This is a genomic window from Bartonella sp. DB5-6 (assembly GCF_000278115.1).
In the GTDB taxonomy this organism is placed as follows: Bacteria; Pseudomonadota; Alphaproteobacteria; order Rhizobiales; family Rhizobiaceae; genus Bartonella; species Bartonella refiksaydamii.
Window position 1 is genome coordinate 227,038 of the sequence record NZ_JH725117.1, and the last position, 16,015, is coordinate 243,052.

Sequence of the window (16,015 nt, forward strand, 5' to 3'; positions counted from 1 at the left end):
CCTGTTAATAAAACAGTTCCTGCCGAAATTCAGCGAGGAGTCATATGAAAGAAAAACAAGCTAAACCAGTAAAAGCCGAAAAACTTAACAGTTATTATGAAGAAAGCCGTGGTTTGGAACGTGAACTTATTAGCGAATTTATAAGATCGCGCAGAACAGCGTGGCGTGTAGCGGGTGCTGTCGGTATTTTTGGCCTATTTGGTATGGTCTGTGGGGTTGTTGGCTTTTCTCAACCAGCTCCTACTCCTTTAGTGTTACGCGTTGATAATACGACGGGTGCTGTTGATGTCATTTCTGTAATGCGCGAGCATGAAACCAGCTATGGTGAAATTGTAGATAGGTATTGGCTTAATCAATATGTGCTTAACCGCGAAACTTATGATTACGACACTATTCAGTTGAACTATGACACTGCAGCGCTTTTAAGTGCCCCGACTGTTCAACAAGAATTTTACAAAATCTATGATGGTGAAAATGCACGCGATAAAGTGCTTTCCAACAAAGCACGCATTACAGTTAAGGTACGCTCAATCCAACCCAATGGACGTGGTCAGGCGACTGTGCGTTTTACGACGCAACAACATGACAGCAGCGGTACAGTTGGTCCAAAACAACACCAAATCGCTACAATTGGTTATACCTATGTTGGTGCACCAATGAAATCATCGGATCGATTACTTAACCCCCTTGGTTTTCAGGTCACAAGCTATCGTTCTGATCCAGAAGTACTTTTAAATAATTGAGGAATTGATTATTATGAAAAAACTTGCATTTATTGCTTTGCTGTCCTCTCTTTCCTCATTTTATACGTTGCCCGTGCAAGCCCTTAAAACTCCATCCAGTTCACAATATGATCATCGTATTCGCTACGTAACATATAACGTAGATGATGTAGTTCAAATTGAAACGGTTCTTGGTGTGGCAACACATATCATCCTTGAAGAAGGAGAGCAATATATCACCCACGCTTTTGGTGATTCGGATGCCTATGCTTTTGCACATAAAGGGCGGCATATCTTTATTAAACCCAAAGCAGAACTTGCCAATACAAATCTCATTGTTGTAACCGATAAACGTAGCTACAAATTCCGACTACAGTTTCGGAATGATCGTGCTGGAGCTACTTATGAATTAGCTTTTTATTATCCCGATGCAAATACCCAAAAATCACTTGAGGATAGCCAACGTCTTGCCATTGAACGTGGTTTTAATCAAAGCGTGAAAGGTTATAACTTAAGCTACACGATGAGCGGCAACCAAGATATTGCTCCGATCAACGCTTGGGATAATGGACGTATTACTTATTTCAAATTTCCTGCCAACATGGATATGCCATCAATTTACGTAGTGGATGCTGAAGGCAATGAAAGTTTAATACCGCGTACCATCGTAGGAAATTCCAATGATATTATCGCTGTTCATAAGGTTAATCCCAAATGGCTTATACGGCTTGGCAAACGTGCTTTAGCTGTCTTCAATGAAGCCTATGATCCCCATGGTATACCAAATACAACTAGAACAGTATCCTCGGTGGTTCACCGCATCAATAAAGGAGGCAAATAATGTTCGACAATAAGAAAGGAGACGAAATCAACAAAAGTGTGAAACTGGAACACACCGAACCAAAGCATATTGAAGGTGCATATGGTAGCTCAGAACTAGGTTCAGAGTGCCGTCCAACAATTCCTGGTGCACGTGCATTATTGATAGTAGGACTTCTTGTCATAGTAGCAATACCGATTGCTCTGACTTGGAAAGCTCTAAAAATGCGTAATACCACAGAAGTTGAGGAAGAAAAACCTCAACAAACAGTACAACAAATTATACCGAGCTATACCCCTAAAATCATAGAAGAACCGAAAGTTGTAGAAGAAACTGAAAAAGAAGCACCAGCCGAAAGCTCACTACAGGAGATTCCACCTGCTTTGGCTAAGCTACTTCAAACAACGATTCCACCACATTTGATTAAGGATTCTGAAAAATTAGCGCGCAAGCGTATGCTTCACTCTGGACTTAATAATGGTGGCAGTAGCGAAAACTCTACAAAACCTCCAAAAGGTAATACATCTGAATATGACTCAAATAATGGTGTATTATTCGACAAGCTACAACCTGTACGGTTAGGTCAATCACACGCAGTTCAACTTCGTAATCGTGATCTCTTAATTACGCAAGGAACACAAATAGATTGCGTACTAGAAACAAAGATTGTCACATCGCAGCCGGGAATGACAACATGTCATTTAACACGTGATATTTATTCCACAAGCGGTCGTGTTGTTTTGCTAGATCGTGGTTCTAAAATTGTCGGTTTCTACCAAAGTGGCATACAACAAGGACAAACGCGCGTTTTTGTTCAATGGTCGCGTATTGAAACACCTTCTGGAGTTATCGTTAATCTTGACTCACCCGGCACCGGTCCCCTTGGAGAAGCTGGCATTGGTGGTTGGATTGACAGGCATTTCTGGGAGAGATTCGGTGGTGCAATCATGGTGAGTATAATTGGTGGTTTAGGAGACTGGGCAAAAGAAAAAATTGGAGGAAAAAGTAAAGATAAGGAAAAAGCACAATATCAATATCTACAGAATGCTGAATCGGTGGTTAGCGACGTTCTTCAAAACTCCATAAATATTACACCGACACTTTACAAAAATCAGGGCGAACGGGTGAGCATTTTTGTTGCTCGAGATTTGGATTTCAGTGATGTCTACAGCCTCATTACACGCTAATCAAATACAGAAAGATCAAGCAGTTGCACAACTTCTGCAACCACTTGATCATTTCTTAGAAGATCCCAAAATTACTGAATTATCGATCTGCAACCCCTGCGAAGTATGGGTAAAGAGCTTTGAGGGTTGGCAAATGCATAGCCTACCAGAATTAACAGCCGCTTTTTTGCAGACGCTTATCACAGCCATTATTGTTTATAATGGTACGGCTCCCAAGAGTATTAATTATGTGCGCTTACCTGGAGGACAGCGCGGTACAATTGTACAAACACCAGCTGTTATCGATGGCACACTCTCTTTTGTAATTCGTAAACATTCCCTCACGGTTAAAACGTTAGAGGAATTCAATGAAGAAGGTACATTTAATGATTTTACCGATGTAAGCTTCAATAAGCCTACAGAAAAAGAAGCAAAAAAATTGTTATCACAGCATGATTTCACGCGGTTAGAACCATTTGAAGTTCAACTCTTGCGCCTCAAACATGATAGAAAAATTCTTGAATTTTTGGAAGAGTGCGTACTTCATAAACGCAACATCATTATTGCAGGAAAAACGGGCTCAGGTAAAACGACATTTGCTCGCTCTTTAATTGAAAAGGTACCCATAGAAGAGCGTATTATTACGATTGAAGATGTTCATGAACTTTTTTTACCGAATCATCCAAACCATGTGCATATGCTTTATGGTAACGGAGCAGGTCGTGTTTCGGCTGAAGAATGCCTAGATGCATGTTTACGTCAATCGCCTGACCGCATTTTTCTTGCGGAACTGCGTGGCAATGAAGCATGGGAATATCTCAACTCATTGAATACTGGGCATCCGGGATCAATTACAACGACACACGCCAACAATGCTTTACAAACATTCGAACGATGTGCCACATTGATCAAAAGATCAGAGATTGGCCGTCAACTTGACCTAGAAATGATAAAGATAGTGCTTTACACTACAGTAGATGTAGTGTTATTCTTCAAAGATAGAAAGCTCTCTGAAGTCTTTTATGATCCAATTTTTGCCAAATCGAAGATAGTTTAAGTAACGCTTTCTTCTCAAGAAAATCACATAGATAATAATAGCCGTAATAAGTTGTTACGGCTTTTTATTTAAATTTTTGAAATAAGCTTTCTCCCCCTCTTATTTTTCTAATAAACTTTTCATGCTCTTACGACAGGGGAAGTGAGAAAGTGATGATAAGCATAATTCAAAGAAAAATTACTAGAGAATAAATATCCCAGCAAAAAGAATCTCTGCAGAAATCATCTCTACCCTTTATAGCAACCAAATTTGCTCCTGAAAATATCTTGAAACAAATTTTACTACTTCTTAATGCAAACTAACCTGTTAAAGCCCTATTTTAATGCCACTTTTTCAGCACAGTTTTGTAATGCTGTAAATCACTTCACAAAGAACAGAGCGCCTTTTCACGTAAAGACTTACCAACTTATACACAACAGATTAAGCGATTTTGAACAGAGCAACATAAAAAATAAGGAAAAATTCTTTATGAACGACATAAATTGCAAATATTGATTGGCTATACCGCTGATATTTATTGGTAAACTCTATCTTTCATAGCGGGAAATAAAATCACTAGATACTTTTCATTCCGTAAACAAACAATTTGGCTGGTAGGCAAACAAATAATCAAAACAAAGAAATAGTGGAAACTACAATTTAAGCATAATTTTTATGACGGTTGAATCCGCTTAAACAACGTTGCCTCATTGTAGCTTTTTATCCACATTCAAAATGTATTTTCCCAAACAACACTTTTTTTGTTCAAGAGGTAGCCCTTTTTTAAAGGCGATACGATAATAGCCATTTTTAATTCTCACACAAAATCTAATAAATCTTTATAAATCGAACAGACCGAATCTCGTACACATCTCAAAGAACGCAAAAAACATTTACGCCCTCTCATCTTTCATGTTACCCTTATTAAGGAACATTTTTTAAAGACGGCGTTCAACCATAAGTTTTTTAATCTCAGCAATTGCCTTCGCTGGATTCAACCCCTTTGGACAAGTTTGCGTACAATTCATAATCGTATGGCACCTATATAGCCGAAAAGGATCTTCCAGATTATCAAGACGTTCTCCGCACATTTCATCACGCGAATCAGCGATCCAGCGATACGCTTGGAGCAAAATAGCTGGCCCCAAATAACGATCACCGTTCCACCAATAGCTAGGACACGATGTCTGACAACAAGCGCATAAAATACATTCATAAAGACCATCAATTTTTTGGCGATCGGAATGGCTTTGTAACCACTCTTTTGCTGGCTCCGGTGAAACGGTTTGCAACCAAGGCTCAATCACACGGTGCTGCGCATAAAAACGCTTCAAATCAGGCACTAAATCTTTAACAACTGGCATGGAAGGCAAAGGATACACTTTAATAGGATGCACCACATCATCCATACCTTTGGTGCAAGCCAACGTATTGGTTCCATCAATATTCATTGCACATGAACCACAAATACCTTCACGGCACGATCGGCGAAGAGTCAAAGTTGGATCAATATGATTCTTAATAAACAAAAGCCCATCAAGGATCATTGGACCGCAAGCTAAGCGGTCTACATAATAAGTATCCAGATGGGGATTTTCCTCATCATCAGGCGACCAACGGTAAACATGAAATTCTGTCAGTTTTGTAGCACCTTCAGGCTTAGGCCAAACCTTTCCAGCTTTCACTTGTGAATTTTTGGGAAGCTTAATTTGTACCATAATTTATTCTCCCCTTAGTAAACGCGTTTTTTAGGAGCAATACGCTTTAGATCAATACCACCATCTGCTTCAGATGTTAACGGCTCCACATGGACAGGACGATACGACAACGTCACCTTTCCTTCTCTCGATAAATGTGAAAGTGTATGTTTACGCCAATTTTTGTCGTCACGCTCTGGATAATCTTCACGTGCATGTGCTCCCCGACTTTCTAGACGTGCTTCTGCTGAATAAACGGTGGTTATTGCATTAGCCATGAGATTTTCAAGTTCTAACGTTTCGACCAAATCAGAATTCCATATCAACGAGCGATCTGTTACTTTGAGATCAGACAGTTCACCCCAAATTTGACTCATCCGCTGACATCCTTGTTTCAAAGAATCTTCTGTACGGAATACAGCAGCATCTTCTTGCATAGTGCGTTGCATTTTTTCACGTAACACGGCGGTTGGCGTCCCTCCGTGAGCAAAGCGTAAACGATCAAAACGCGCTATAATTTCGTCAACGGCCGATTCATTGAGAGGTGGAATTTCCGCCTCGCGGTCAATCACTTCACCAGCACGAATCGCAGCTGCACGCCCAAACACAACAAGATCAATTAATGAATTCGAACCCAAGCGATTTGCTCCATGGACAGAAGCACACCCAGCTTCTCCCACAGCCATCAAACCTAGTTGAACACGATCAGGTGAATCTGCCGTGGGATTGAGAACTTCCCCATAGTAATTGGTGGGAATACCACCCATATTATAATGAACCGTTGGAAGGATTGGGATAGGTTCTTTTGTTACATCAACACCTGCAAAAATCCGTGCTGATTCAGAAATCCCCGGCAAACGCTCATGCAATATAGCAGGATCAATATGGTTGAGAACCAAATGGATATGATCTTTCTTCGGACCAACACCACGTCCTTCACGGATTTCAAGCGTTATACAACGTGAAACAAGATCACGTGAAGCCAAATCTTTAAAGGAAGGCGCATACCGCTCCATAAAGCGCTCACCTTCAGAATTGACCAAATAGCCACCTTCACCACGTGCCCCTTCTGTAATTAAGCAACCAGAACCATAAATACCTGTAGGATGGAATTGAACAAATTCCATATCTTGGAGTGGCAGCCCAGCACGCGCGATCATCCCCCCCCCATCACCCGTACAAGTATGCGCTGATGTTGCAGAAAAATAAGCACGCCCATAGCCACCAGTTGCAAGAACAACCATTTTAGCAGAAAAACGGTGTATTGTACCATCATCAAGATTCCACGCCACAACACCCGTACAGACACCATCTGTCATGATCAAATCAAGGGCAAAATATTCAATAAAAAACTGCGCATTATGCTTTAAGCTCTGTCCATAAAGTGTATGCAAAATCGCATGCCCCGTACGATCAGCTGCTGCGCAAGTGCGCTGGACTGGTGGCCCTTCCCCAAACTCTGTTGTATGTCCCCCAAAAGGTCGTTGATAAATTTTACCTTCTTGCGTACGGGAAAAAGGCACCCCGTAATGTTCTAACTCGTACACAGCAGCAGGTGCGTTACGCACCAAATATTCCATTGCATCGGTATCGCCCAGCCAATCAGACCCCTTCACCGTATCATACAAATGCCATTGCCAATTGTCAGGCCCCATATTCGAAAGTGACGCTGCAATACCGCCTTGTGCTGCAACGGTGTGCGACCGAGTTGGAAAAACCTTTGTGATACAGGCTGTTTTCAACCCTTGTTCGGCCATTCCAAGCGTTGCACGCAAACCCGCACCGCCCGCACCAACGACAACAACATCAAATTTATGATCTACAGTGTGATAAGAGGCATTACCAGCTCTAGCCCCCAGAAATGATCCTTTGCTCACCATACCCTTCAACCTCCCAATGCAATCTTTAAGAGAGAAAAAATGATGATACTACCTAGAGCAAAACAAAATAAAATATTCAGCACCAAAAATAACATCCGCATATTTCCACGCGGAATATAATCCTCAATAACGACCTGCATTCCAAGTTTCATATGGTAAAGAACTGAAAAAGTGAGCAATCCCATCAAAATAGCAACCACAGGATGTGAAAACCTCGCCCTCACAATGCTGTAATCCTTTCCAACAAGCGAGAGAACAAGAACAATGAAAAATATTAAAAGTGGCAGATTTACAAAACCTGTCAGACGTTGTAACCAAAAATGCTCTGTTCCTTCATGCGCACTTCCATGTCCACGTACTTTCCCAAGTTCTGTTCGAAAGTCTTTTTTCATATCTTTTTCCCCCAACTAAACAATGCTATATCCAATAATCCAAATAGCAACAGTAACAATAAGGGAAATAAACACTGTCGCCCACGCAGTGGGCGTAGCCTTCTCTTTGGCCAAAAGGCAAGGCTTTAGATCCCAAACAATGTGGCGAACACCACCAACCATATGATGAACTCCAGCAAGAGTATAAAGAAACAAAACACAAAGCCCAAGCAAAGAACCATAAATCTCATTTACCGTTCTAAAAGCCTCAGCTCCACAAGCAATTGACACTAACCAAAGAGCGAGAAAGACCATTCCGAAATAAAGAGCCACACCAGTGATACGATGCGCAATTGACATCGCCATAGTGATGGTCCAACGATAAATAGTTACATGAGGGGAACGAGGACGCTCTTTTATCCTAATTGTTTCTGCCATAAAATATCCTGACCTAGCTTCTACTGCAACCGCATTATGAGCGATACAATTCGCACAAAACAACCAAGTGCATTATCATTTTACTTATTTAGGCATCTTAAAATGCCAACATTACAGGTCGGTTATCTCAAATAACGGATTAAAGGTCACGCATAAAAAAAACCGATTATTCTACAGACGCAAGCCATAAAACTTACCTCAGCCTAATACAATTTTATCTTCACGTCAAAGGTCTAACATCGTTTCTCAAACACAAACATACATTTTTTCAACTACCCTTATGCCCGTTTTTTTTAAATACCAACGATAATACCCTCTGGGATCTTGAATTTTTGCCATTATTTAAGGAAATTTAAGACACGGGAGAGGCGCAACATTTTTACGCGCACCTCAAACCACTTCTTTAGTGACCACCAGAAATCACGGAAGACATAAAAGCTACTTTTGCACAAATTCTATTAGATGCGGTATTTACTCAGCGCTTTGCGGTGCAGCATTTACACTAACAGCTTCTATTTCTGCACTCTCAGCAACCTTTTCACCTTTTTTCCGGTAATCTCTCTTTTCAGAGATACGCGCAGCTTTACCTCTTAAACCACGAAGATAATAAAGCTTTGCACGACGCACTTTACCTCGGCGCACAAGTTCAACACCTTCGATCAAGGGAGAATAAATCGGAAAGACACGTTCAACACCTTCACCATAAGAAATCTTGCGCACTGTAAAAGTCTCATTCAACCCACCACCTGAACGTGCAATACAAATTCCTTCATACGCTTGAACACGTGTACGTGTACCTTCGGTCACGCGCACCATGACACGAACCGTATCCCCTGGCTGAAAAATTGGAAATTGGCGTTTTGCTTCAATTTTTGCACATTGTTCAGCTTCAAGCTGCGCGATAATATTCATTTCTTTTATCCTTCATGTTCTTCATTGAACAGTCAGAGCGCTCAACTCTTGCCAAAAAAGCTTTTTCATACAAAGAAAAGAGGTTCTTTAGACTATGCCTTACGCAGGAGCGAATACACCATTCCTTCACTTTAATTTGGAATTACAGAAAACCCTTTACAGAAAAACTCTCCCAAAAGAGAGCCATGCAATACACCACCTTACAACATGAATCAAGTTTTCTGACGATTTTTATCATAAAGAGCATAAAGATCAGGACGGCGTTGACGTGTTAACAATTCGGCTTGCTGCTGACGCCAATCCGCGATAACTTGGTGATGTCCTGATGTCAACACTGGAGGAATACCCCGCCCTTCAAAAAGAGAAGGGCGCGTGTACTGAGGGTGCTCGAGCAAACCATTTTCAAAACTTTCACATTTTGCAGAAGCCTCATTGCCCATAACTCCAGGCAAAAGACGTATGATAGCATCCAAAAGAACCAATGCAGCCGTTTCCCCACCGGAAAGAATATAATCACCAATGGAGACTTCTTCTAATTCCCGCGCTTCTATAACCCGTTCATCTACACCTTCAAAACGTCCACAAACCAAGGTTACACCGGATTCACGTGCCAAAGAGCGCGCATAAGTTTGGTTAAAAGGGCGCCCACGCGGACTCATCAACAACCTTGGCGAATCATGTGGACAACTATCAAGTGCAGCCGCTAGCACATCTGCCCGCATCACCATACCAGCTCCCCCACCAGCCGGTGTATCATCAACGCTATGATGTTTATCCAAAGCAAAATCCCTAATCTGTACTGTCTCCAGCGACCATATTCCTCGCTCTAAAGCTTGCCCTGCTAAAGAATAACCCAAAAAACCTGGAAACATTTCAGGATAAAGTGTTAAAATACGCGCTTGAAACTTCATTTTTTTATTCTTTCATCCACACCTTTAGCATGAACCTTGCTAAACCAACACCCATTGGGGTATCATCACATCATGATGTTTATCCAAAACAAAATTGCTCATCTGCTCTGTATCCAAATACCATATTCTCCGCTTTAGAGCTTGTCTTGCTAAGAATTCCCTAAAAATTCACGAAACATTTCAAGAGTGTGCTAACCCATGTGCTTGAAAGCACATTCTTGCATTCCTTCACTTTCCACTTTCATCTTTTCGAGCTATTTTCCCTTTGTGATTTTCCTCTCCATAACTTAAACCAGCAGCAACTGGATCAACAACAAGAAAACCAGAAGCAATGCAAATTTCTGGCACTGCCGCTTTACTAAAAGGAATAAGCGCAGTCTTGCGCGTATTAAAACGTATTTCAAGCAAATCACCAGCCCCAAAATTAAAAAAACCACTCACCTCACCTAGAGTTTGACCAGCAGAATCTCGGACATAAAGCCCAATTAAATCGACTTGATAAAATTCATCCTCTTCCAAATCGTCTACCAATTGGTCACGGACGACATAAAGGCGAATCCCTTTTAAAGCTTCAGCAGCACTGCGATCTTCAATTCCTTTAAAACGCACAATGGCATTATCTTTTTGCACGCGAAGAGTTATAATTTCATAAGAACGCCCCATATCATCATAAAGAATACCGTAGATCTTTAAACGCTGTGGTTCAGCGCTTAAAGATTTAACCAAAACATCTCCTCTGATACCATGAGCTGGACCAATAATGGCAAGATAGACTTTCTTTTTAAGCTTTTTTTGATTATATTCCATGAAAAAATATCATCTCTCAAAAATGAACACTTCAATCTGATAATTTTTTACTCAATTTTGTTGCTCTATCAGAAATCGTCTCAAAAGTCTTTCTTGGCAACAACAGCAAATTAAAACAAGGAGAAGTCTTATGGCAAATGTTATGCTATTTTACAAAGATATTACCCCAATCAACAAAGTTACCCATAAAAACCTAAAATTTGCTCCTCCAAGCGATATGTCCTTTGCTAAAGATACCCACTGGGTTCCTTTAGCAAGTAGTGAATATTTCCAAGCTGCTCTAGACTATCCAATTTTGTTTATGTGTGCAGAAGATGAAAAAAAGAAAAAACACTATACATCCGCCGCACTTGTAGGTCTCTCCAACGAAGAAAATGATTACATCACTTCCGATAAAAGTTGGGAACGAAATACTTATGTCCCCGCTTTTGTCCGTCGCTATCCTTTTGTTCTTGCGCAATTTCAAAATGAAAAAGAGCTTTCTGTTTGTTTTGATCAGCAATCAGGCATGTTTAATGAAGTTGCAGGAACAGAACTTTTTAATTCGGATGGATCCATTTCACCCTTTATGGAAGAGCGTATTCAATTTCTTGAAAGCTTTAAAATCGCTATGGAAAAAACTTCTGAATTTATCGATGCCCTTGTAGAGATGGACCTTCTAAGCGAAAAATCAATTAATGTGAAAAACGACAAAGGTCTTTCAGCACAATTGGAACATTTTTGGGTTGTTGATGAAGAAAAACTGAATAAACTCTCTGCAAACCAACTTGCCAAACTCCATAAAAATGGCTTTTTAGGATTGATTTTTGCACATCTTATGTCAACGCATAATCTTTTAAAAATACTCTCTCTAAAAGGTGAAAAGCGCCTCACAAACCATGAAGAACAATCGCAAAAAAAGATTAGCAACTCTGAAAACAATACACCTAAAAAGAAAGAGACCCTCAACTAGAAATGTCTAAAAAAGATGACGGTAGAAAAGATGAAAATGTCTTTCTGATTCCAGCTGACCATGCTGTTTTATCGGCAAGAAAAAACTGGTTAGATGGTCTTATACAAACACGTCGCATGGCTACACAAACAGTTAAAGCATACGAGCGTGATACACGACAATTTTTGTCTTTTCTCTGTCAGCATTTAGGGCACCAACCAACCTTTAATGATCTCACCAATTTGCGCGTCATGGACTTGCGCGCTTATTTGGCTTATCGCCGTACACACAATATAAGTGCCCGCTCTTTAAGTAGAGGAATGGCGGGTTTGCGCTCTTTTTTTAACTACTTATCGCGCCAAGGGATTATCAGTGTTCCTGCTGCTAAACTTGTGCGAACTCCAAAACAACCAAAATCGCTACCAAAACCTTTAACGATAAAATCAGCACTCCACATAGTCAAACAAGAAAATCAACAGGAAAATGAACCATGGATTACCGCCCGTAACGCTGCTGTTCTAATGCTTCTTTACGGCTGTGGAATGCGGATATCAGAAGCCTTAAGCCTCACACCAGAACAATTTTCTGATCCCCAAAGAAAAAGTTTATTTATAAAAGGAAAAGGTGGAAAAACACGCCTTGTCCCCCTTATCAAAATCGTTTACGAAACTGTACAGAATTATCTCAAATGCTGCCCGTATCCTTTAGTGGACAATCAACCAATGTTCCGCGGCGCGCGAGGTGGTATCTTGCAGCCAGCCATTATTCAACGAGCTGTTCGAAATTTACGCGCAAGCCTTGGTTTACCAGAAACGGCTACCCCCCATACACTACGCCATTCTTTCGCCTCACACCTTTTGTCACGGGGAGGAGATTTGCGCACTATTCAAGAACTTCTAGGACATGCCTGCCTCTCGACCACACAAGCCTATACCCATGTTGATACAGACTACCTGCTTAAAATTTATCGAAAAGCGCACCCCCGTTCTTGAAAAAGTTTTGAACAACAAGGGAAATTAAACAGATGCAACCTCAAGTGCCAAAGCATGAATACAGGTTGCTAATTCTTTCTGTAAAACTTGATAAATCGCTCGGTGTATCTCCACACGCGTCATACCAGAAAAAGAAGAAGACAGAATTTTCACCCGAAAATGCGTTTCTCCTTTAGCATCAAAAGCATGCTCATTATGAGGATGCCCCGCATGAAGATGACTCTCGTTAATTACCTCAAGTTTCTGTGGATGAAAAGCGTCTTGGAGCTTTATTTGAATCGTTGTCTGGATTGTAGTAGACATTTTTTATTCCTTCACAAAATGAACGGTGCAATACACCTTTTTCATTACTAAATGAGTGTGAAAATAAATTTTTCAAAAGTCAATTCTTGTCAAATCAATCGATTTTGCATAAACCTAAAGATATGACAATAACATCTAAATTATTCGACTCAATTCGAATCAGCTCCAACAAAAAGCAAAAAGCTGAATCAGAAGCACAACAGTGTCAATGGGAAGGTTGTGAAAAAACAGGAGTCCATAAAGCACCAGCAGGTCGAAATCACGAAGGGCAATATCTATACTTTTGTATTGATCATGTACGTGCCTATAATAAAAATTTTAATTACTTCTCTGGTCTTAGCGATAAAGATATTGCAAAATTCCAAAAGGATGCTCTCACAGGACATCGTCCAACATGGCCTACCGATTTTAGCAATAGCACGTCGAAAAAAACAGCAGCCAATTATGCACAAATTCGCTCTGGTACAGCTGCCTACCAAAATCGTATGCGCGATCCACTTACACTGTTTACTGAGCGTCATTCAACCAATAGTTTTTCACGAAAATTAAAACCCTTAGAAGCCAAAGCTTTTGATACATTGGGATTACCAGCAAATGCTTCAGCTGAAGATATCAAAACAAAATATAAAGAACTGGTAAAGAAGCACCATCCTGATTCCAATGGCGGTAATCGTTCTTCAGAAGAGCGTTTTCGCGATGTTTTGCATGCCTATAATTTTCTCAAAAAAGCTGGTTTGTGCTAACAAACAGAAGCACACACCTATACAAAGGGGTTTTCTTCTGAACAATCTTTTATCCATTGTGCACCCTTTTCACTTATGCAAGAATCAAACCAGCACCATTATTCTTTTTGCTAACCCATAACATTGCAACTGCTCTCACATTTAGACGAAACATGAGAAGCATATTTACTGCTTTCTTAAAGGGTTTTGTCCATAGGCCAATCCCACTATGACATGCAAGTGAGCTATTTTATTGATTCAAGATAAACAGATTTGAAATGAAGAAAATGTCTCCACATTCGAATAATACTTTGATTTATAATGATAATTCACTGTTTTGTATGTTGAGTGAGAGTCCCGAATATCGTAAGATTCTCTCATTTCAAACCTGTTTATATTGCTTCAATCAAAACCACTCATTTGCATATAACAAGTGGGATGAGTGTGTGGATCAAATTTGTATAAGAAAGGAGTAAAAATGGCTCTTATGAACCGGCTGAATGCAAGATCTGTCGCAACATTAGGAGCTGGCAAATATAACGATGGTGCCGGCTTGCTCCTTCATAAACGAAAGATAGAGGTGCTCAATGGATTTTACGATATACCATTCACGGACGCCGTCGCGAAATGGGCTTGGGTGCCTTGAGAGATGTCTCTTTAAAACAAGCCCGTGAATTAGCAACTGGGTGGCGTGCTATTTTACGTGAAGAGCGTGACCCCATTAAAGAACGCAATAAACAAAAGTGTGAGGCAATGCGTAATCTCCATTATTTAAAAGACATTGCTTTAGATGCTTTTGAAAGTCGTAAAGCTGAACTAAAAGGTGACGGTAAAGATGGAACTTGGTTTTTACCATTACGCCTTCATATTCTTCCCAAATTAGGCTGTTTGCCCGTTTCAGAGATTACTCAAACAGAGATACGCAATGTGCTTGCCCCTATTTGGCATACAAAAGCTAAAACTGCTCGAACAGCATTGATGCGTCTTAATCTTTGTCTTAAACATGCGGCTGCCTTAGGATTGGATGTTGATTTACAGGCAACAGAAAAAGCACAAGCTTTATTAGGCAAACAACGCCATAAGATCACGAATAGACCAGCTATGGATTGGAAAGATGTCCCCGCCTTTTATCAAACGCTTTGTAAAACAACAACCATAACATATCTGGCATTACGTTTGCTTATTTTGACAGGCGTTCGCACATATCCTTTGCGTCATATTCATAAAGATCAAGTTGATGGGGATCTATGGACTATTCCTGCTGAGAATATGAAAGGAAAGCGTGATACAACAACAGAGTTTCGCGTGCCCTTATCAACAGAGGCATTAGAAATCTTGAAACAAGCCCGCTCGCTTTCTCGCAATGATTTCTTTTTTTCTGCAACCGGTCGCGGTCCCCTTGCTGAACGCTGTATGTCACAATATATGCAACGCGCTGGTCTTGAAGCCTGCCCCCATGGTTTTCGCTCTAGTTTACGCGATTGGCTTGCTGAAACAACTGATGCCCCCTATGAGGTCGCTGAAACCATTCTAAGTCATACAGTAGGAGGACAAGTAGAGCGTGCCTATCGTCGTACTGACTATCTAGAACAGCGCCGTGTCTATATGGATAAATGGGCGGTTTATGTCACGGGGCAATCTTAACAGATGGGGTGCATAACCCCATCATCTGTGGATAACTTTCTCTCTCTGTTCTCTCATATCATCTCAATAAGATTCATAAATTATCACATCAGAAAAACTATAATAAAACACTGTTTTTTATAGATTAAATACCTTTCAAATGATGCAAAAATATGGTTAATAAATGCTTATGATTTGTTTTCATTTTTTGAGACTGAGGGGATTCTAGTATGACAGAAAATGATGTTCTCTTTAAAGTTTGGTTTTTTATCGCGTTGGTTACAATCGGATCATATCAATGTCATCGAGCAAGCGAAACAGCAACGTTATAACGACGCAGCATTAAAAAACTTGTCATGTAAATCCAGCCTCGGTTAAACTGCTTAATGCCTCCAGTGGATTACCCCCAATGGCTTTTGCTTCAAAATGCGCATCTCCTGTAATCGAACCTTCACTTGCCTCGTTGTGGAGTTGATCGACCACCAGATTTAAACTGCCACCCGCGTGGATAAAGGAGGACACTGCTTTATCCCCCTACATCATTCGTGCTTTTGTCCAACTCCCTTTTTAAGGATGGATAGGACGCTTGGATGGTCGCTTTTGTAAAGCTTTTTTTGTTTGTTGACGTTTTCTTTCATTCTCAAAGTGAGCTATCATGGCCCGTTCCTTCTTGCTCGTATTACT

The 16,015-nt window shown here is 40.5% G+C and carries 16 protein-coding genes and 1 pseudogene; 8 read left to right on the forward strand and 9 right to left on the reverse strand.

Annotated elements, in window-relative coordinates:
- Positions 1-44: 44 nt before the first annotated feature.
- Genes MCO_RS04850 through virB11 form a run of 4 tightly spaced genes read left to right on the forward strand, consistent with a single transcriptional unit; the run spans position 45 to position 3,765 of the window.
- Positions 45-743: a virB8 family protein gene (locus MCO_RS04850; protein WP_007552973.1), complete on the forward strand. Its 699-nt coding sequence runs from the start codon at positions 45-47 to the stop codon at positions 741-743.
- A 13-nt stretch (positions 744-756) separates the two neighbouring features.
- Positions 757-1,563 carry a P-type conjugative transfer protein VirB9 gene (virB9, locus tag MCO_RS04855; RefSeq protein ID WP_007552974.1) on the forward strand — a complete coding sequence of 269 codons (807 nt, stop codon included), beginning with the start codon at positions 757-759 and terminating at the stop codon, positions 1,561-1,563.
- The gene (virB10, locus tag MCO_RS04860; RefSeq protein ID WP_007552975.1) at positions 1,563-2,729 is read left to right on the forward strand and encodes a type IV secretion system protein VirB10; all 1,167 of its coding nucleotides are present in this window, start codon (positions 1,563-1,565) and stop codon (positions 2,727-2,729) included. Before virB9 ends, virB10 begins: the two co-directional genes overlap by 1 nt.
- Complete coding sequence (gene virB11, locus MCO_RS04865; protein WP_196794026.1) at positions 2,701-3,765, forward strand: P-type DNA transfer ATPase VirB11; 1,065 nt, start codon at positions 2,701-2,703, stop codon at positions 3,763-3,765. Before virB10 ends, virB11 begins: the two co-directional genes overlap by 29 nt.
- A 917-nt stretch (positions 3,766-4,682) precedes the next feature.
- Here virB11 and MCO_RS04870 read toward each other — a convergent pair.
- The 7 genes from MCO_RS04870 to rimM form a co-directional block, all read right to left on the reverse strand.
- Positions 4,683-5,462: a succinate dehydrogenase iron-sulfur subunit gene (locus tag MCO_RS04870; RefSeq protein ID WP_007552977.1), complete on the reverse strand. Its 780-nt coding sequence runs from the start codon at positions 5,460-5,462 to the stop codon at positions 4,683-4,685.
- Positions 5,463-5,476: 14 nt separating this feature from the next.
- Positions 5,477-7,321 (reverse strand): succinate dehydrogenase flavoprotein subunit, encoded by a 1,845-nt coding sequence (gene sdhA / locus MCO_RS04875; protein WP_007552978.1) that lies wholly within the window; start codon positions 7,319-7,321, stop codon positions 5,477-5,479.
- Positions 7,322-7,326: 5 nt separating this feature from the next.
- Complete coding sequence (sdhD, locus tag MCO_RS04880) at positions 7,327-7,713, reverse strand: succinate dehydrogenase, hydrophobic membrane anchor protein (RefSeq protein ID WP_007552979.1); 387 nt, start codon at positions 7,711-7,713, stop codon at positions 7,327-7,329.
- 15 nt (positions 7,714-7,728) lie between these two features.
- Positions 7,729-8,130 (reverse strand): succinate dehydrogenase, cytochrome b556 subunit, encoded by a 402-nt coding sequence (sdhC, locus tag MCO_RS04885; RefSeq protein WP_007552980.1) that lies wholly within the window; start codon positions 8,128-8,130, stop codon positions 7,729-7,731.
- Between the two features lie 471 nt (positions 8,131-8,601).
- Entirely contained in the window at positions 8,602-9,042 is a 441-nt protein-coding gene (rplS, locus tag MCO_RS04890) for a 50S ribosomal protein L19 (protein WP_007552983.1), read from the reverse strand.
- Positions 9,043-9,254: 212 nt separating this feature from the next.
- Positions 9,255-9,953 carry a tRNA (guanosine(37)-N1)-methyltransferase TrmD gene (gene trmD / locus MCO_RS04895; protein WP_007552984.1) on the reverse strand — a complete coding sequence of 233 codons (699 nt, stop codon included), beginning with the start codon at positions 9,951-9,953 and terminating at the stop codon, positions 9,255-9,257.
- A 228-nt stretch (positions 9,954-10,181) separates the two neighbouring features.
- Positions 10,182-10,760, reverse strand: coding sequence for a ribosome maturation factor RimM (gene rimM, locus MCO_RS04900; RefSeq protein WP_007552985.1), 579 nt, complete (start codon positions 10,758-10,760; stop codon positions 10,182-10,184).
- 130 nt (positions 10,761-10,890) lie between these two features.
- Between rimM and MCO_RS04905 the strand changes: the two genes are divergently transcribed.
- Positions 10,891-11,712, forward strand: a complete 822-nt coding sequence (locus MCO_RS04905; protein WP_007552986.1) for a SapC family protein — start codon at positions 10,891-10,893, stop codon at positions 11,710-11,712.
- Between the two features lie 2 nt (positions 11,713-11,714).
- The gene (locus tag MCO_RS04910; RefSeq protein ID WP_007552987.1) at positions 11,715-12,683 is read left to right on the forward strand and encodes a tyrosine recombinase XerC; all 969 of its coding nucleotides are present in this window, start codon (positions 11,715-11,717) and stop codon (positions 12,681-12,683) included.
- A 24-nt stretch (positions 12,684-12,707) separates the two neighbouring features.
- On the opposite strand, the gene MCO_RS04915 is transcribed toward MCO_RS04910, so the two are convergent.
- Positions 12,708-12,986 carry a BolA family transcriptional regulator gene (locus MCO_RS04915; RefSeq protein ID WP_007552988.1) on the reverse strand — a complete coding sequence of 93 codons (279 nt, stop codon included), beginning with the start codon at positions 12,984-12,986 and terminating at the stop codon, positions 12,708-12,710.
- 122 nt (positions 12,987-13,108) lie between these two features.
- Between MCO_RS04915 and MCO_RS04920 the strand changes: the two genes are divergently transcribed.
- Together MCO_RS04920 and MCO_RS04925 are read left to right on the forward strand one after the other, a co-directional pair.
- Positions 13,109-13,729, forward strand: a complete 621-nt coding sequence (locus MCO_RS04920; RefSeq protein ID WP_007552989.1) for a J domain-containing protein — start codon at positions 13,109-13,111, stop codon at positions 13,727-13,729.
- 457 nt (positions 13,730-14,186) lie between these two features.
- Positions 14,187-15,352 (forward strand): annotated as a pseudogene (locus MCO_RS04925) (tyrosine-type recombinase/integrase).
- A gap of 333 nt (positions 15,353-15,685) precedes the next feature.
- Here MCO_RS04925 and MCO_RS10575 read toward each other — a convergent pair.
- Entirely contained in the window at positions 15,686-15,853 is a 168-nt protein-coding gene (locus tag MCO_RS10575; RefSeq protein WP_007552994.1) for a hypothetical protein, read from the reverse strand.
- Positions 15,854-16,015 lie beyond the last annotated feature (162 nt).